This window comes from Peptacetobacter sp. AB845 (assembly GCF_047528295.1).
Classification (GTDB): Bacteria; Bacillota; Clostridia; order Peptostreptococcales; family Peptostreptococcaceae; genus Peptacetobacter.
This window is the reverse complement of sequence record NZ_CP180001.1, coordinates 1,217,334-1,234,303: the sequence shown is the minus strand read 5'-3', so window position 1 is coordinate 1,234,303 and position 16,970 is coordinate 1,217,334. Positions and strand designations below refer to the sequence as shown.

The 16,970-nt window shown below is 31.8% G+C and carries 18 protein-coding genes; all 18 read right to left on the bottom strand.

What is annotated here, in order from left to right; all coding sequences use genetic code 11:
* Positions 1 to 117: 117 nt before the first annotated feature.
* Positions 118 to 594, bottom strand: a complete 477-nt coding sequence (locus ACK2WO_RS05795; protein ID WP_414698702.1) for a sporulation initiation factor Spo0A C-terminal domain-containing protein — start codon at positions 592 to 594, stop codon at positions 118 to 120.
* Between the two features lie 53 nt (positions 595 to 647).
* On the bottom strand, positions 648 to 2,342 hold the full coding sequence (recN, locus tag ACK2WO_RS05790) for a DNA repair protein RecN (RefSeq protein ID WP_414698701.1): 1,695 nt from the start codon (positions 2,340 to 2,342) through the stop codon (positions 648 to 650).
* An 88-nt stretch (positions 2,343 to 2,430) separates the two neighbouring features.
* Positions 2,431 to 3,243 carry a TlyA family RNA methyltransferase gene (locus ACK2WO_RS05785; protein ID WP_118548201.1) on the bottom strand — a complete coding sequence of 271 codons (813 nt, stop codon included), beginning with the start codon at positions 3,241 to 3,243 and terminating at the stop codon, positions 2,431 to 2,433.
* A gap of 62 nt (positions 3,244 to 3,305) precedes the next feature.
* Positions 3,306 to 5,165, bottom strand: a complete 1,860-nt coding sequence (gene dxs, locus ACK2WO_RS05780; protein ID WP_414698700.1) for a 1-deoxy-D-xylulose-5-phosphate synthase — start codon at positions 5,163 to 5,165, stop codon at positions 3,306 to 3,308.
* 19 nt (positions 5,166 to 5,184) lie between these two features.
* Positions 5,185 to 5,622 carry a divergent PAP2 family protein gene (locus tag ACK2WO_RS05775; RefSeq protein ID WP_178411745.1) on the bottom strand — a complete coding sequence of 146 codons (438 nt, stop codon included), beginning with the start codon at positions 5,620 to 5,622 and terminating at the stop codon, positions 5,185 to 5,187.
* A 21-nt stretch (positions 5,623 to 5,643) separates the two neighbouring features.
* Complete coding sequence (locus ACK2WO_RS05770) at positions 5,644 to 6,531, bottom strand: polyprenyl synthetase family protein (RefSeq protein ID WP_414698699.1); 888 nt, start codon at positions 6,529 to 6,531, stop codon at positions 5,644 to 5,646.
* 76 nt (positions 6,532 to 6,607) lie between these two features.
* The gene (xseB, locus tag ACK2WO_RS05765) at positions 6,608 to 6,826 is read right to left on the bottom strand and encodes an exodeoxyribonuclease VII small subunit (RefSeq protein WP_178411743.1); all 219 of its coding nucleotides are present in this window, start codon (positions 6,824 to 6,826) and stop codon (positions 6,608 to 6,610) included.
* Between the two features lie 21 nt (positions 6,827 to 6,847).
* Positions 6,848 to 8,248 (bottom strand): exodeoxyribonuclease VII large subunit, encoded by a 1,401-nt coding sequence (xseA, locus tag ACK2WO_RS05760; RefSeq protein ID WP_414698698.1) that lies wholly within the window; start codon positions 8,246 to 8,248, stop codon positions 6,848 to 6,850.
* Positions 8,238 to 9,221, bottom strand: coding sequence for an O-sialoglycoprotein endopeptidase (locus tag ACK2WO_RS05755; RefSeq protein ID WP_414698697.1), 984 nt, complete (start codon positions 9,219 to 9,221; stop codon positions 8,238 to 8,240). Before ACK2WO_RS05755 ends, xseA begins: the two co-directional genes overlap by 11 nt.
* Positions 9,208 to 9,729 carry a transcription antitermination factor NusB gene (gene nusB, locus ACK2WO_RS05750; protein ID WP_414698696.1) on the bottom strand — a complete coding sequence of 174 codons (522 nt, stop codon included), beginning with the start codon at positions 9,727 to 9,729 and terminating at the stop codon, positions 9,208 to 9,210. Before nusB ends, ACK2WO_RS05755 begins: the two co-directional genes overlap by 14 nt.
* Before the next feature lie 148 nt (positions 9,730 to 9,877).
* The gene (locus tag ACK2WO_RS05745; protein ID WP_414698695.1) at positions 9,878 to 10,225 is read right to left on the bottom strand and encodes an Asp23/Gls24 family envelope stress response protein; all 348 of its coding nucleotides are present in this window, start codon (positions 10,223 to 10,225) and stop codon (positions 9,878 to 9,880) included.
* Between the two features lie 372 nt (positions 10,226 to 10,597).
* Positions 10,598 to 11,836: a beta-ketoacyl-ACP synthase II gene (gene fabF, locus ACK2WO_RS05740; RefSeq protein ID WP_414698694.1), complete on the bottom strand. Its 1,239-nt coding sequence runs from the start codon at positions 11,834 to 11,836 to the stop codon at positions 10,598 to 10,600.
* Positions 11,837 to 11,882: 46 nt separating this feature from the next.
* Positions 11,883 to 12,107 carry an acyl carrier protein gene (gene acpP / locus ACK2WO_RS05735; RefSeq protein ID WP_178412780.1) on the bottom strand — a complete coding sequence of 75 codons (225 nt, stop codon included), beginning with the start codon at positions 12,105 to 12,107 and terminating at the stop codon, positions 11,883 to 11,885.
* 144 nt (positions 12,108 to 12,251) lie between these two features.
* A complete protein-coding gene (gene fabG, locus ACK2WO_RS05730; protein WP_414698693.1) occupies positions 12,252 to 13,010 on the bottom strand; it encodes a 3-oxoacyl-[acyl-carrier-protein] reductase in 759 nt (252 codons plus the stop codon).
* A complete protein-coding gene (gene fabD, locus ACK2WO_RS05725) occupies positions 13,000 to 13,965 on the bottom strand; it encodes an ACP S-malonyltransferase (protein ID WP_414698692.1) in 966 nt (321 codons plus the stop codon). Before fabD ends, fabG begins: the two co-directional genes overlap by 11 nt.
* 12 nt (positions 13,966 to 13,977) lie before the next feature.
* Positions 13,978 to 14,904, bottom strand: a complete 927-nt coding sequence (gene fabK, locus ACK2WO_RS05720; protein WP_178412777.1) for an enoyl-[acyl-carrier-protein] reductase FabK — start codon at positions 14,902 to 14,904, stop codon at positions 13,978 to 13,980.
* A gap of 8 nt (positions 14,905 to 14,912) precedes the next feature.
* Positions 14,913 to 15,899, bottom strand: a complete 987-nt coding sequence (locus ACK2WO_RS05715; protein ID WP_414698691.1) for a beta-ketoacyl-ACP synthase III — start codon at positions 15,897 to 15,899, stop codon at positions 14,913 to 14,915.
* A 24-nt stretch (positions 15,900 to 15,923) separates the two neighbouring features.
* A complete protein-coding gene (gene plsX, locus ACK2WO_RS05710; RefSeq protein ID WP_414698690.1) occupies positions 15,924 to 16,958 on the bottom strand; it encodes a phosphate acyltransferase PlsX in 1,035 nt (344 codons plus the stop codon).
* Positions 16,959 to 16,970 lie beyond the last annotated feature (12 nt).

Below are 16,970 nucleotides of genomic sequence, written 5' to 3'. Positions count from 1 at the left end.
CAATTTCAAATACTTTTTTAACTTTTATTATATTTTTATTTTTACAAAAAAATAGGAAGTACGAATTTAATCGTCACTTCCACAAAATTTAACTTTTATTCCCAATGTAATACTTTTTTAAATTATTTTATTTCTGAAAGTATTGCATTTACTTTTAGAATCTCGTATCTTTTCAGCTGCATAAAAAATAAATTCTAAATTTGTAGGCATATTGTATTTTGAAAAAACATCCTTACCTAAAAATTTATTCAGTTCATTATAGTCTCTGCTATTTTTTAGAACCTCTATAGCATATCTCATACTTCTTTCTATATTGTATTTTTCGGTATTATTTTCCTCTGCTATAGTAGTTATTAGAGTATTGTATTCTTTTACATCGTATTTAGTATCCTTTAATAATTCTACATAAATAGATTCTTTTATATACTTATATCCCTTTAAACTAGCTCGAATACCTATATCCTTTATAAATTCTCTTGTATCCAACTCAATAGTATTTATAAATTTTATATCCTCGTCGTTTAAATCTTCTACTTGGGCTTCTTCTAGATATTTGTATATACTTGTATACAATATCTTTTCATTAGTTTCCATTCCACTTCCCCCTGGTTAAAGGTCTAAAATATATTTAATACTTTTTAAATCTTCTACAAAACTCTATTTATTTTATACGCCTCTGAAAGAGACAAGATTTCCTTAGCATGTTCTATTGTTTTTTCTGTTATTTGTTTTCCTGATATTAACCTAGATATTTCTCTTTTTCTACCATCGTAGTCTAGCTTTTCTACAGTTGTAAATGTTCTTTCACCATCAGTTTTCTTTTCTATACAGTAGTGAGTATCTGCATTTGCAGCAATTTGAGGAAGATGAGTTATACAAATAATCTGCTTCTTAGAAGCTATATCAGATAATTTTTCTCCAACATTTTGAGCTGCTATACCACTTATTCCTGTATCAATTTCATCAAATACTAATGTTTCTATCTCGTCTGTATCCGCTAAAATAGTCTTAAATGCAAGCATGAATCTAGATATTTCCCCACCAGACGCTACCTTTGATATAGGTCTTAAATCTTCTCCAACGTTGAAAGAAATCATAAATTCAGCTAAATCTCTTCCTTCTGCTGTAAAATCTCTATCGCTAAATTCTGTTGAGAATCTTACATTCTTCATGTCCATGCTATCAAGTTCTTCAATTAAAAGAGCTGCCATTTTTTCAGCCTCTTCTTTTCTAATTTCAGTTAATACTTCTGATTTTTTATATAATTCTTTTTCTATAGATTCTAATTCTTCCTTTAGTCTTTCCTTTTCTTCATCCCTATTTAAAATATCGTACAATCTTTTAGATATTTTTTCATGGAATTTGAATATATCCTCTATAGTATCTCCATATTTTCTTCTAAGATTGTTTATATCATTTAATCTTATCTCAATCTGTTCAAGTTCATACGGTTCAAAATTTATACTATCTTTATAATCTCTTATTTCACCAGAAAGATCCTGTAACTCGTACATTATTCTTTCTACTTCATTGTAAATATTTTCTATTTTTTTATCAAAAGATGATATTGGCGATAATTCACTAACTACCCTTCCTACAATATCTATAGCATTTATTTCGCTATTGTGTATTGCCTCATAGGATACATTTAGATTATTAAATATTTTTTCACTATTTCTAAATACATCCCTCTTTTGAATAAGTTCCTCATATTCTTCAGCATTTAAATTTGCCGCCTCTATCTCATCTATTTGGAATTTCAATAAATCTATTTCCCTCTGAATTTCCATTTCATCTTTATTATCATTTAATCTTGATAACTCAGACTTTATTTGTGAGTATTTAGAGTACAGTTCTTTATATTCATTTTTAGAATCTAAAATCTTTTCTCCTGCAAATGCATCTATAAATTTTAGATGTCTACTAGGATCAAATAAAAGCTGATTTTGATGCTGTCCATGGACATCTATCAAATAAGACACTATTTCTTTAAGAAGTGTTAATTTTACAGTCCTTCCATTGACCCTAGCTGTACTTTTTCCATCAGAATAGATTACCCTTGCAATAGTAACTATTCCATCTTCCATATCAATATCATTTTCAGACATTATTCTTTTTAAATTTTCATTTTCAGAATAAAAAACTGCCTCTACAAGACCTTTTTCAGTTCCTTTTCTTAAAAATGATTTATCGTATTTATTTCCCAGACATAGCCCAAGTGCATCTATTATAATAGATTTTCCCGAACCTGTTTCCCCAGTTAAAATATTCAAGTTTTTGTCTATAGTGAGCCTTAACTCCTCTACAAGAGCACAATTTTTCATATATATTTCGAGAATCAAACCTATATGTAGTATATAAAAATACTACAAACTCACCTCCAAGCTCACAAATCATATCGATTTAGTGCAAAATTTTCTATTTTAATTTTTATTTACTAAGCTGATGAGATTTTTCAACAACTTCTCTTATATTTTCAAAGTGTTTTTCTCTGTCATAAGTAAATCCTTCATTTGATGTGCATAGATGTATTAAATATTCTATATTTCCTTCTGGCCCTTTTATTGGTGAGAAGTCTAGATTTTTGATAGCAAATCCATTTTCTACAGCAAAATCAGAAATCATTTCTATAACTTCTATATGAGTAGATGTCTCTCTTACAACACCTTTTTTACCTACTTTTTCTCTTCCCGCTTCAAACTGAGGTTTTATAAGGGCAACTATTTCCCCACCATCTCTAAGAAGTTTTTTAGCTACAGGAAGTACTAATTTTAATGATATAAATGATACGTCTATAGAAGCAAAATCAGGGAATTCTTTTAAATCCTCAGTAGTTACATTTCTTATATTAGTTCTTTCCATACAAACTACTCTTTCATCACTTCTAAGCTTCCAAGCTAACTGTCCATATCCAACATCTATTGAGAACACCTTTATAGCTCCATTTTGAAGCATACAATCTGTAAATCCTCCAGTAGATGCTCCTATATCCATACAGATTTTTCCCTCTAAAGTAAGGTCAAAATTCTTCATAGCCTTTTCTAATTTTAGCCCACCTCTACTAACATAAGGTATTGGATTTCCTTTTACTTCTATATTTGCATCTTCCTTTACTTCTGTACCAGCTTTGTCACATCTCTGATTATCTACAAAAACTAATCCAGCCATTATAGCTTTTTTAGCTCTTTCTCTACTTTCGAAGTAACCCTGCTCAACAAGAAGTACATCTATTCTCTTCTTCATATTAATCCTTTCCAAAATTTATACGCTTTTATACGCTATAAACCTTAAATCTTTTTAAAACTTTAAATTTCTCTTATTCTTTCTGCAATTTTATTTGCGGATATACCCGCTAATTCTTGTAGCTCATCACAACTTCCATGAGGTATAAATTTTTCTGGCAATGCTATATTAATAACTCTATTATCGTAGTGTTTATTTTCGGCTGCATATTGTAATACTCTACTTCCGAATCCACCTACAATTATATTGTCCTCAACTGTTACTATATTTTTATAATTAGAAAATAATTCTTCCAATAATTTTTCATCCATAGGTTTTAAGAATCTAGCATTTACAACGCCAACTTTTTTACCTTCTTTTTCAAGAATTTCTGATGCTTCAAGCGCATTTTTAACCATATCACCTATAGCTAAAATTACTGTTTCTTCTCCTGTTTTTAATACTTCATAAGTTCCTTTTTCTAATCTACCATAGCTTCCTATATTTAATTCATAAGAATTTCCTCTAGGGTATCTTATAGCACAAGGTCCTTCTATTTCTAAAGATAAATCCATCATAGCCATAAGCTCTTTAGTATCTTTAGGTGCCATCACAGTTATACCAGGTATGCTATTTAAGTACGATAAATCAAACTCTCCATGATGAGTTTCTCCATCATTCCCTACAAGTCCTGCTCTATCTATTAAAAATGTAACATTTTTACCTGTTATACATACATCATGTAAAATTTGGTCATATCCTCTTTGTAGGAATGACGAATAAACCGCAAAATATGGTTTCATACCATTTTTTGCAAGTCCAGCCGAAAAAGCAACTGCATGTTGTTCTGCTATTCCTACATCATAATATCTATTTGGATGATTTTTTTCAAATACATTAAGTCCTGTACCTGATGGCATCGCTGCTGTTATAGCAACGATTTTATCGTCTATACAAGCCATTTGAGATAATTTTTCTCCCACAGCTGCTGATATACTCTTTTTATCTGAAGGCTTAACACCTTCTTTAATATCAAATTTAGACACTCCATGATACTTGTCTGGGTGTTCCTCTGCATATCTATATCCTTTCCCCTTCTTAGTAATTACATGAAGAAGCATAGGCCCTTTTCTTTCTTTTGCATTTTTTAGACATGCTATTAAATCACTTATATTATGTCCATCTATAGGTCCATAATATTTAACACCTATTGAATCAAAAAATGCACATTCCTGAGGAACAAAACTATACATTATTGTATCTGTAAGTCTACTTGCTGCTCTAGATATTTGTCCACCTGTACTAGTCATATTTAAAAATCTATCTACTTCACCTTTCATTTTGTGAACTTTAGAATTTCTAATTAGACCAGACATATATGTAGACATACCACCTACATTTTTGTCTATAGACATTTCGTTGTCATTTAGGATAATTATCATATCATTTTTTATATATCCTAGTTGATTGATAGCTTCTAGAGCCATCCCTCCTGTTATAGAACCATCTCCTATAACTGCTATTACACTTCCATCTTCTCCTTTTATATCTCTTGCACATGCAAGTCCAACTGCAGTCGATATAGAAGTAGAACTATGTCCTGTATCTATTATGTCATGACAGCTTTCCTTTTCTTTTGGGAATCCACTCATCCCATTAAGCTGTCTCAATGTATCAAATTTATCTTTTCTTCCAGTAATAATTTTATGTACGTATGACTGATGACCGACATCCCATACTATCTTATCTTTTGGACTATCAAACACTTTGTGTAGTGCCAATGTCAATTCAACAACTCCTAAATTAGATGCTAAATGTCCTCCTGTTTTAGATACAGATCTAACTAAAAATTTTCTAATATCCTTTGCAAGAAGGTCTAACTCTTCTACATTCATATTTTTTATATCTTTAGGAGAGTTTACTTTATCCAAATATTTGTACATTATTTTCACCTCTACTTTATTACATAAGTATCAGTGCTACTACTATCCCTAATATAGCACCACCTAAAACCTCGAAAGGCGTATGTCCAATAAGCTCCTTTAATTTTTCATTTTGTATTAATTTACCATGTTGAAGGTCTTCCAACATCTGATTTAATATTGTAGCCTGTTTACCGACAGCTCTTCTAACCCCGGCTGCATCGTACATTACTATAAGAGCAAAAACTACAGCTATTGCAAAATTTGTAGAGTTAAATCCATCTACTATCCCAACAACAGTAGCCAAACTAGTTACAAATGATGTATGAGAACTAGGCATTCCACCCGATGTAGTTATTCTTTTTATATCAAATCTTTTTTCTTTTCCAGTAAATACTTTTATCAACTGTGCAAGAAAACAGGCTATTATACTTATAGCAAGTGCTCCATTATTAGTAAATTCTATAAGGTATTTCATAGTATACCTCCTTCTTAAAAATTAGTGGTCTCTAGATAATATATAATCTGCTAGTCCATCTAGGAATTCTGTATCATCTGTTACCTTTGCTATACTTTTTTTAGCATCTTCTATTAGATTTTTAGCTATTTCTCTAGATTTTTCAAGTCCCATTAAAGATGGGTAAGTAGATTTATTATTTTCTATATCGCTCCCTACGTGTTTTCCTAGTTTAGCTTCATCCCCCACTATATCTAATATATCATCTACTATCTGGAATGCTAATCCTATTTTATTAGCATAATCTGTTATACATTCCATCTGTTCCTCATTAGCTCCACCTACAGCAGCTCCAGCTCTCATGCATCCAACCATCATAGCTGCAGTCTTATTTTCATGTATGTAGTCTAATTTTTCTTTAGGTATCTGCATATTTTCACTCTGAACATCTACTACCTGTCCACCTACCATACCGTAGATACCTGCTCCTTTTGCTATTTCGTATGTAGCTTTTAGATATCTTTCTGGATTTTCTTTACCTATAGATTCTTTAAGCATTGTTTCATAAGCAAAGTTAAGAAGCGCATCTCCTGCAAGTATAGCCATAGCTTCCCCAAATACTTTATGGTTTGTAGCTCTACCTCTTCTTAAATCATCATTATCAAGTGCAGGAAGATCATCGTGTATTAATGAATAAGTATGTATCATTTCTATTGCCGCTGCGAATGGAATAGCATTATCAGAGTCCCCTCCAACTATTTTACATGCTTCTAGTGTTAATACAGGTCTTAATCTTTTTCCTCCTGAGCTTAAACTATAATTCATAGCTTCCATTATAGTTTTCTGATATCCTTCCTCTACTGGCATATACTTTTTAATAATATCCTCAGCATAAGTAGCTCTTTTTTTTAATTCTGTTTTAAAGTCCATTTCATTTCCTCCTAAGCAACCCTTAATTTTTTAGCAGTCTTCTGCAATATATTTTAAGCCAATAGGCAACTACATTCTATTTTTCAAAATCTTCTTCTAGTCCTAATTCATTGAACTTTTTAACTTTCATTTCAGCCTCATCTAAAAGAGCCTTGCATCTTCTATACAAAGCTATCCCTTCTTCGTACATTTCAAGAGATTTATCAAGGCCAGTGCTTTTATCTTCTAAAGCACTTAAAACTTCTTCTAATCTTGAATACGCTTGTTCATAAGTCATATTTTCTATATTATTCATTTGATTACCTCTCAATTCAAATTATTTCTTTTCTATAGAATTAACTGTACAGTCTGCATTTCCGTCGCTCATTCTAATATTTAGAATTTCACCAACCTTTATATCTTCTGTACTGTTGACTGTTTTCCCTTCCTTTTGAACCATACAATATCCTCTGTCTATAGTAGCCAATGGGCTTAAGCTATGTAACAAAGCTCCTGTATTTTTCATATTCTCTCTTTTATTAATCATAATTTGATTCATACTGCTTCCTATATTTTCAGAAGCAATATTCAATCTATATTTTTCAAAATCTATTTTACTAGATATACTATTTTCCATTTTTCCAGCTATAACATCTAGTTGATGCTTACCGTCTTTTATAACTTCATTTTTTATAATAGAACAAATCGATGAGAAATTATTTTCTAGTTGGTATTTTTCTCTTTCTATTTTAGATTCTATCCCTCTATTTAGTTTATTCGACATTAGTTTTAGGTTATTTTTACCCATATTTATAATATCATTTTTTACAACTGTACATATAGAATTAAAAGTATTATCTGACTTGTTTCTATCTCTATCTATAACAGCAGACATATTTTTCTTTAATCGATTTTTACAGTTATCAAGTCTGTAAAGTACTTCATTTAAATCTGGTACAGCAAGTTCTGCCGCTGCAGATGGTGTAGGTGCTCTCATGTCTGATACAAAATCACAAATAGTGTAGTCTACCTCGTGTCCTACAGCAGATATTATAGGTATATCTGAGTTAAATATCGCTCTAGCAACTTTTTCTTCATTAAAAGACCAAAGCTCTTCTAAAGATCCTCCACCTCTACCTACTATCAAAGTATCCACATTCTGCATTTTGTTGAAAAATTCAATTCCTTTTACAATCTCATCAGCAGAATTAGCACCCTGCACAGCTACAGGATATAAAAATACATTTATTTTAGGGAATCTTCTTCTAACAACATTTATTATATCTCGTATAACTGCACCTGTTTCAGATGTTACTACACCTATGCTTTTTGGCATATATGGTATTTTCTTCTTATATCTTGGATCAAATAGCCCTTCTTGGTTAAGCTTTTTCTTTAATTTTTCAAACTCTATATAAAGATTTCCAATCCCATCCTTTTCTATACTCTGTATGTATAGTTGGTATGCTCCATCTCTTTCATATACAGATATATATCCACTAGCAATTATTTTCATTCCATCTTCTATTTGTAAAGACTTATCGTAATTCCCCTTAAAAATTACGCACTTCATCCTAGATGTTTCGTCTTTTAAGGTTAAATATACATGACCGCTAGAATTTATCTTAAAGTTTGATATTTCTCCTCTAACCTTTAAGTTATATAATATTGGATCATTTGATAAAACTTTCTTGATATATGAATTTGCCTCGCTTATTTCAAGTGCTCTAATTTTCATTTTCAATTTCTCCTGAATAATTATCTAATCCTATTATAGCACAACCACACGCATTATCTGATGAGTATGAGCTATCTGTAAAGAAACTGTTAATATTATTTTTCTTCAACTTATTAGATAATTTACCTGAAATATATTTGCTAGATGCCACTCCTCCAACAAATACAACATTGTTTAAATCATATTTTTTACAAATAAATGATAACGCCTTTTCTAAGCTCTTTATCGCAGCATTCATAACAGCCTTAGATACATAGTAATTATCTTTTTCTTCCATAAGCTTATATACCTGATTTTCTAGGCCAGAAATATTCATATATCCATCTTTTACAGATGTCTTTAGTCCATTTTTAACCTCTTCTTCACATAAAAGAGCTTTTTCGTCTATGTATTTTCCAGCTGGAAAATCATGCCCCATTCTAACTCCTACTCTGTCTATTAACTGTCCAAAGCTTATATCCTTTGTTCCGCCTACTCTCTCTGTCTTATATCCTTTGTTATCTTTTTCTGTAAGAAGGATTTCCATAGTTCCTCCAGACATATGCACAGATATAAATCTATCTAAATCCTCTTTCTTACATCCATAAAGAGATGCTGCTATGTGATTTTCCTGATGAGTAGTTTCAAACATTTCGCAGTCAAATAATGCTGACATTGTCTTTGCAAAATTTTTTCCAACTTCAAATACAGGCATATAAGAATCTTCTACATCTCTAGGTCTTGCAGATGCACAAATCATCTCAACCTTATATCCTTTTTTATGGATGTGTTTTTTTAAGTTATCCGAAATCTCTCCAAAATTTTTAATATGCTGAAAAACAGCTTCACTTTGTCTAAGTCCACGCTCTCCATTTTTTACATTCAGCATTATTTTTTCATTAAATACTATTTCTCTATTTAAAGTTATAGCTGCTATAGAAGTTGTATAGCAGCTAGTATCAATCCCTATTATTATTCGATTATTTTCTGTCATTTAAGTAACTACCTAAAACCCCGTTTATGAATTTTGGAGATTTATCATCGCAGTACATTTTAGCCATTTCTATAGCTTCATTTATAGATACTTTTTCAGGTACACTATCCATAAATCCTATTTCAGCTATTGCAAGTCTTAATATTGCAACATCTACTTTTGGCATTGTCATTATAGACCAGTTTTTAGCGTATTTGTTTATTGCTTCGTCTATTTCTTCATGCTTTTCTTCGTATACTTTGCATACATTAGATACATAGTCTAAGTTTAGGTAATCTCCTAAATCTATTTCCTCTTCAGATTCCATAGATTCATGAACATCACTTTCATTTGAGCTCTGAAGTTTTAATTCTTCAAATCTATTAACTATATACTCCTCATTACCTGCTAAAAATTCTCTTACTTTACTTTCTAAATCCGATAAATCATCTTTTACTACGTCTAGGTTATATATAAATTTCATCATATATTCTCTAGATGTTACTGTTTTCACTCTATTGAATCCCATAAATTTCCTCCTAAAATTTTTCCGCACTATTTTTTATTGGTATATCTATTTATTAAATCAAATTTTTTTATTTAATTCAATAAAAATTTTAAATTTACAAAAATATTTTGTCGCTCAAAAAACCCTCTGAAAAATCAGAGGGTATCCATTAATTTTTCTTAGCTTCTTCTTTATCTTTTTTGAAACTTACACCCTGAACATGTATGTTTACCTGAGATACGTCTAGCCCTGTCATTGTTTCAACAGCGTTTTTAACATTTTCCTGTACTTTAAACGCTACATCTGGTATAGCAAAACCAAATTTAACAACTACCATAATGTCTACAGTTACAACTTCTTCTTCTAGCTGTATTTTTACTCCATTATTTTTTAATAATTTATCTGCTATGCTCTGAGAAGATTCAACACCTTCAACTTCTAAAGCTGCTATCCATGCTATTGTAGAAACAACTTCATTAGATATTTTTATCTGTCCACAATTATTATTTTCCATCATTTTATATTTACCTCCCATGTATTAGGTATTATTTCCGCAATTATTTAAAAGCACTTATAGATATAATAATACCAAATTGAAAGAAACAATGCAATAACGTAATATTTTTCAAACGCTTTAAAAAATTTCAAAAGTTAAACTTTTCTCTTTAGATACAATTAGACTATTAATAATTTATCTTTTATTCAATCTTAAATAAAAATCTTCTTATTGCAACAATGATAAAATAAAAGGCAAGATTATAACTATTATTTTGTCTAGACTCAAATTCTTAAATAAAAGTTATTTCTCTTGCCCGTATTTTCTGCCTATCAATAAAAATATTTTTATAATAGCGATTATTTTTTAATTGTATTTAGAGTAATTTTTTAATTACTCATATTTTTTTAATACTATTGTAGCATTATGTCCACCAAATCCAAGTGAATTGCTTAGTGCATAGTTTATCACTCTTTCTTTACCTTTGTTTGGAGTGTAATCTAAATCCATTCCTTCACCAGGATTTTCTAAGTTTATAGTAGGTGGTACAAAATTATCTTTTATAGCTAATGCACATACTATAGCTTCTATAGCTCCAGATGCACCAAGTAGGTGTCCTGTCATAGATTTTGTCGATGATACTGAAACGTCTTTAGCGTATTCTCCAAATACAGACTTAATTGCCATTGTTTCGTATAGGTCGTTGTAGTATGTAGATGTACCATGAGCATTTATGTAGTCTATCTGACTTGGCTCTATACCTGCATCATTTATAGCTACCTGCATTGATCTAGCTGCACCTTCTCCATTTTCTGCTGGAGTAGTTATATGATAAGCATCTGAAGTCATTCCATATCCTACGATTTCAGCGTATATCTTAGCATTTCTATTTTTAGCACTTTCTAATTCTTCTAGAATTAATATTCCACAACCTTCTCCCATAACAAATCCATCTCTGTCTTTATCAAAAGGTCTTGATGCCTGCTGAGGATTGTCGTTATTAGTAGACATAGCCTTCATATTACAGAACCCAGCTACTGCAAATTCAGCTACTGCAGCCTCAGTTCCTCCAGCTATCATAATATCCGCATCTCCTCTTTGGATTATCTTAAAGGCATCTCCTACAGAATTTGTTCCTGATGCACATGCTGTACATATATTTGTACTTGGCCCTTTTGCACCAAATTCTATAGCTACCTGTCCTGCAGCCATATTTCCTATCATCATAGGTATGAAGAATGGGCTAACTCTTCTATTTCCTTTTTCAAGAAGATTTTTGTGCTGAGCTTCTATTGTCTCAACTCCACCTATTCCTGTACCTATAACAGTACCCATTCTATATCTGTCTATAGAGTCTAAATCTAGCTCTGAATCTGCAACAGCTAACTTAGAAGCTACCATTGCAAACTGAGTAAATCTATCCATCTTTTTTAATTCTTTTTTGCTTATATAATCTTCTGGTGTAAAATCTTTAACCTCACCAGCAATCTGTGTCTGGTAGTTTGTGTAGTCAAATCTAGTTATTTTATCTATACCAGATACTCCACTTTTTATATTTACCCAGAAATCTTCTTTACCTGTTCCAACCGGAGTTACACATCCTAACCCAGTTATGACAACTCTTTTTTTCATAAATTCCTCCAATTTTCAATCTTCTAAGATTTACTATTTTATGAAATTATTTATTTGCTTCAACGTATTTTACTATATCGCCTATTGATTTAAATTCTTCTGCTGCTGTATCAGGTATTTCCATATCGAATTCATCTTCTAAAGACATTATTATTTCAACAGCATCTAATGAATCTGCTTCTAAGTCATTCATTAAAGATGTTTCCATTGTTATCCCTTCATTTTCTATTCCTAACTGATCTACTATTATTTCTACTATTTTATCGAACATTTTCTTTTCCTCCAAATTTACCTTTTTAATTTTTCTTAGTTTTTAGTTTAGTTTTAGTTTTCAAATTTTTGTTTTAATTTTTTTAGTTGATTTTATATTTAAAATTTAATTCTGTTTTAATCTAATATAAAACTTTAATTAAATTTACATAACCATTCCACCGTCTACATTTATAACTTGACCTGTTATATAACTAGACATTTCACTTGCTAAAAATAGAGCCGTATCCGCTATATTTTCAACATTTCCCATACATTTTTTAGGAATCTGCTCAAGCATTTTTCCTTTTAAATCATCAGAAAGTACATCTGTCATATCTGTTTCTATAAATCCTGGAGCTATAGCATTTATATTTATATTTCTTGATGCTAATTCTTTAGCAACAGCCTTTGTAAATCCTATCACCCCAGCTTTAGATGCACAGTAGTTTGCCTGCCCAGCATTTCCCACAACACCTACAACAGAAGACATATTTATTACTTTTCCATATTTTTTCTTCATCATAAACTTAGTAGTAGCCTTAGTTACATTAAAAACTCCTTTTAAGTTTATATCTATTACCTTATCAAAATCTTCTTCCTTCATTCTCATAAGTAATCCATCTTTTGTTATTCCAGCATTATTTACAAGAATGTCTATTTTTCCAAATTCAGCTACTACATCTTCAACCATTTTTGTAGCATTTTCAAAATCTGAAACATCGCATTTGATTATTTTGCAAGTTTTTCCTAATGCTTCTATTTCTTTGCTCACTTCTAATGCTGCTTCTTCATTAGATGTATAGTTTATAGCTACATCTGCTCCATTTTCGGCAAATGCAATAGCTATTGCTCTTCCTATCCCTCTTGAGCCACCAGTAACAAGCACCGATTTTCCTTCAAAATTTAATTTATTAGTTGTCATTGGCTTCACCTCCAATCGACTCTATAAATGCATTTACATCAGCTGCTGTATCTAAATTAACTATATCAACATCAGCTTTTTTCTTAGATGCTATTTTTTTAATAAATGCTCTAAGTGTTTTACCTGGGCCTATTTCTATAAATCTATCAAAACCTGCATCTATAAGACTTGATATAGAATCTTCCCAAAGTACTGAGCTATATACCTGTTTTACAAGTATTTCTTTGATTTCGCTTGGATCTTTATGAGCTTTTGCATCTACATTTGATACAACTAAAACCTTAGGCTCTCTCATATCAGTTTTTTCTAGCTCTAATTTTAATTTTTCTCCAGCACCTTTTAATAATGAAGAATGGAATGGACCGCTAACATCTAACATGATTGCTCTTTTAGCTCCATTTTCTTTTAAAATTGTAGCTGCTTCTTCAACAGCTTCCTTTTCTCCAGATATTACTATCTGTGCTGGTGAATTATAATTCGCAATCTCAACTACACCTGATTCTAATTTGAGAATACACTCTTCTATAAGTTCTCTACTTGCTCCTATTAAAGCACACATAGCTCCTTCTCCATCAGCTACTTCATTGCTCATTATAAGTCCTCTTTTTCTAACAAGCTCTACAGCATCTTTAAAATCTATTGCATTTGCTGCAGTTAAGGCACTGTATTCACCTAAAGATAAACCTAAACAAGCATCGTATTTGAAATTATCGTATTTAGATAATATTTTCATTATAGCCATACTATGTGTTAAAAGTGCTGGCTGAGTGTTTTCTGTCTTAGAAAGTAAATCTTTACTTTCTTCATCGTGCATCATACTTATTAAATCAAAATCTAATACAGAATTTGCTTCATCTATAACTGTCTTTGCCTCTTCAAAGCTATCGTATAAATCCTTTGCCATTCCTGTATACTGAGCTCCTTGTCCAGGAAATACTAGGGCTGTCTTACTCATATCTAATCCCTCCTAAAATATTCCCGGCATTATATCTAAAGCCTGTTTTGAGATTTCTTCTACTATATCCTTGCACGGTTTGATTTCTCTAACCATTGCTGCACTCTGTCCTGCCATAAATGATCCACCATCTTTATCGCCTTCTACAACAGCTAATCTAAGTGCACCTGCTCCTAATTTTTCTAATTCTTCAGGAGATGCTCCTTCTTTTTCCATTTTTAAATATTTTTTAGCTAATTTATTTTTTAATGTTCTAACAGGATGTCCTGTAGGTCTACCTGTTACAACTGCATCTCTATCCTTAGCTTTTAAAACTGCATCTTTATAATTTTGATGTATGTTACATTCTTCAGAGCATATAAATCTAGTCCCAATCTGAACTCCTTCTGCTCCTAATGCAAATGATGCAGCTATTCCTCTACCGTCTGCTACACCACCAGCTGCTATAACTGGTATGCTTAAAGCTTCTGCAACCTGAGGAACTAATACCATAGTTGTAAGTTCTCCTATGTGTCCTCCTGCTTCTGTTCCCTCAGCTATTACAGCATCTGCACCTAATTTTTCCATTCTCTGTGCTAAAGCTACTGTAGGAACAACAGGAATTACTTTTATTCCAGCTTCTTTTAATCTATCCATGTATTTAGCTGGATTTCCAGCACCAGTTGTTATCCCTGCTGGTTTTTCTTCTATTATTAAATCTATAACCTCATCAGCATTTGGAGACATTAACATTACATTTACTCCAAAAGGCTTATCAGTTAATCTTCTACAATTATCTATTTCTTTTTTTACTATATCGGCAGTAGCACTACCAGTACCTATTATCCCAAATCCACCGGCATTTGATACAGCTGCAGCTAAATTTGAATCAGCTACCCAAGCCATACCACCCTGGATTATAGGGTATTTTACATTTAGTATTTCACAGATTCTATTCATAAATCCTCCTATATACTCCACTCTACAACAGAAGCGCCCCAAGTAAGACCACCACCAAATCCAACAAGAACCACTTTATCGCCTTTTTTAACCTTTCCTTCTCTAAATGCCTCATCTATAGCAACAGGAACAGATGCAGACGACATATTTCCGTATCTTGTTAAATTTACATATACCTTATTTTTTTCTAATTTTAATCTTTTTGCCGACGACTCTATTATTCTTATGTTCGCCTGATGTGGTATAAGAAAATCTATATCTTCAAGAGTTAGATTTGCAGCTTCTACAGCATTTACTGATTCATCAGCCATTTTTCTAACAGCAAACTTAAACACATCATTTCCTGCCATCTGAACTGTATGAAGCTTATTTCTAACACTTTCTTCACCTGCTTTTATTCTGGATCCTCCAGCAGGTATTTTAAGATAATCTTTACCAGAACCATCCGCACCATTAGTAATAGATAGGATACCACCTTCTTCTACAGCCGAGATAACAGCAGCACCTGCTCCATCTCCAAATAGAACTGCTGTAGATCTATCGTCGTAATTTATAACACTAGATAAAGCTTCTGCTCCTATTATCAGTACATTTTTATATGCTCCAGATTCTACAAACCGCTTAGCTATATTCATAGCATATAAAAAACCAGAACAAGCAGCTGCTAAATCAAATGCAGCGGCATTTACTGCTCCAATATTTTCCTGAACAATACAAGCAGTAGCTGGAAGAGGACTATCAGGAGTAATAGTTGCAAGAATTATCATATCTACATCTTTAGGCTCAATTTTTGCACATTCTAATGCTTTAAGTGCAGCTTTTGATGCAATATCAGATGTAGCTTCATTTTCAGCAACCTTTCTTCTTTCAGATATTCCTGTTCTCGTCTTTATCCATTCATCTGACGTGTCCATTATCTTTTCTAAATCGAAGTTGGTTACTATATTTTCTGGAACATAGCTCCCAACTCCTATAATACCTGCTTTTATATCCATATTTTCTATTCTCCCATAGTGATTTTATTCTTCATCACCGCTGGCTTCTTCTTTCTCTCTTTTGCTGTATTCGTCTATAAATTGTTTTATATCTTCAACAACATTTCCTTCAGCAAATTTAATAGCCTGTCTTATAGCATTTTTTATTGCTTTAGCATCAGAACTTCCGTGAGCTTTTATTACTCCACCTTTAACTCCTAGTAGAGGTGCTCCACCGTATTCTGAATAATCCATATAGGCTTTTAATTTTCTAAGATCGTCTTTTATTAAAAGAGCTCCGAGCTTTCCTTTTGTGCTAGACATAAGAGTTTCTTTTATCAATCCCATAAGTGAAAGAGCGATACCTTCAGCGGATTTTAGAAGTATATTTCCAGTAAATCCATCACAAACTATGATGTCTGTTTTATTATTTATAACATCTCTGGCTTCTATATTTCCTATAAAGTTTAAATCAAGCCCTTTTAATTCTTCGTATGATTTTTTAACTAAGTCGTTACCTTTACCTTCTTCTGCTCCAACATTTGCTATAGCTACTCTTGGTTTTTCTATTCCTAAAACTTTTTTAGAGTATATATCAGACATTGCAGCAAATTCAACTAAGTTTCTTGGTTTACAGTCGGCATTAGCACCACCATCTGCTATTATTGTCATTCCCTTTTCTACATTAGGAATTGCTGGACAAAGACAAGGTCTGTCTATTCCTTTTATTCTTCCTACTACGAAAAGTCCACCAGCAAGAAGTGCACCTGTGTTTCCTGCTGAAACAACAGCCTCTGCTTTACCTTCTTTAACCATTCTTAAAGCTACTACCATTGAAGAATCTTTCTTGCTTCTTATAGCCTTTACAGGTTTGTCTTCATTTTCAACTACTTCTGTTGTGTGTATTATTTCAAGTCTATTTTTATCAAACTCATATTTTGCAAATTCTTTTTCAAGAATTTCTTTATCTCCTGTAACAATTAATTCTACATTTTTGTATTCATTTATGGCATCGACTGCCCCTTTAACATTTGATATTGGAGCGTTGTCTCCACCCATTCCATCTAAAGCTATTCTCATATTAAATTCCTC

Excerpts from the sequence above, each read along its gene's own strand:
- ACK2WO_RS05795 (WP_414698702.1), bottom strand. The coding sequence starts at position 594 with ATGGAAACTAATGAAAAGATATTGTATACAAGTATATACAAATATCTA.
- ACK2WO_RS05785 (WP_118548201.1), bottom strand. The coding sequence starts at position 3,243 with ATGAAGAAGAGAATAGATGTACTTCTTGTTGAGCAGGGTTACTTCGAA.
- dxs (WP_414698700.1), bottom strand. The coding sequence starts at position 5,165 with ATGTACAAATATTTGGATAAAGTAAACTCTCCTAAAGATATAAAAAAT.
- ACK2WO_RS05775 (WP_178411745.1), bottom strand. The coding sequence starts at position 5,622 with ATGAAATACCTTATAGAATTTACTAATAATGGAGCACTTGCTATAAGT.
- ACK2WO_RS05770 (WP_414698699.1), bottom strand. The coding sequence starts at position 6,531 with ATGGACTTTAAAACAGAATTAAAAAAAAGAGCTACTTATGCTGAGGAT.
- xseB (WP_178411743.1), bottom strand. The coding sequence starts at position 6,826 with ATGAATAATATAGAAAATATGACTTATGAACAAGCGTATTCAAGATTA.
- xseA (WP_414698698.1), bottom strand. The coding sequence starts at position 8,248 with ATGAAAATTAGAGCACTTGAAATAAGCGAGGCAAATTCATATATCAAG.
- ACK2WO_RS05755 (WP_414698697.1), bottom strand. The coding sequence starts at position 9,221 with ATGACAGAAAATAATCGAATAATAATAGGGATTGATACTAGCTGCTAT.
- nusB (WP_414698696.1), bottom strand. The coding sequence starts at position 9,729 with ATGGGATTCAATAGAGTGAAAACAGTAACATCTAGAGAATATATGATG.
- ACK2WO_RS05745 (WP_414698695.1), bottom strand. The coding sequence starts at position 10,225 with ATGATGGAAAATAATAATTGTGGACAGATAAAAATATCTAATGAAGTT.
- fabF (WP_414698694.1), bottom strand. The coding sequence starts at position 11,836 with ATGAAAAAAAGAGTTGTCATAACTGGGTTAGGATGTGTAACTCCGGTT.
- acpP (WP_178412780.1), bottom strand. The coding sequence starts at position 12,107 with ATGTTCGATAAAATAGTAGAAATAATAGTAGATCAGTTAGGAATAGAA.
- fabG (WP_414698693.1), bottom strand. The coding sequence starts at position 13,010 with ATGACAACTAATAAATTAAATTTTGAAGGAAAATCGGTGCTTGTTACT.
- fabD (WP_414698692.1), bottom strand. The coding sequence starts at position 13,965 with ATGAGTAAGACAGCCCTAGTATTTCCTGGACAAGGAGCTCAGTATACA.
- fabK (WP_178412777.1), bottom strand. The coding sequence starts at position 14,904 with ATGAATAGAATCTGTGAAATACTAAATGTAAAATACCCTATAATCCAG.
- ACK2WO_RS05715 (WP_414698691.1), bottom strand. The coding sequence starts at position 15,899 with ATGGATATAAAAGCAGGTATTATAGGAGTTGGGAGCTATGTTCCAGAA.
- plsX (WP_414698690.1), bottom strand. The coding sequence starts at position 16,958 with ATGAGAATAGCTTTAGATGGAATGGGTGGAGACAACGCTCCAATATCA.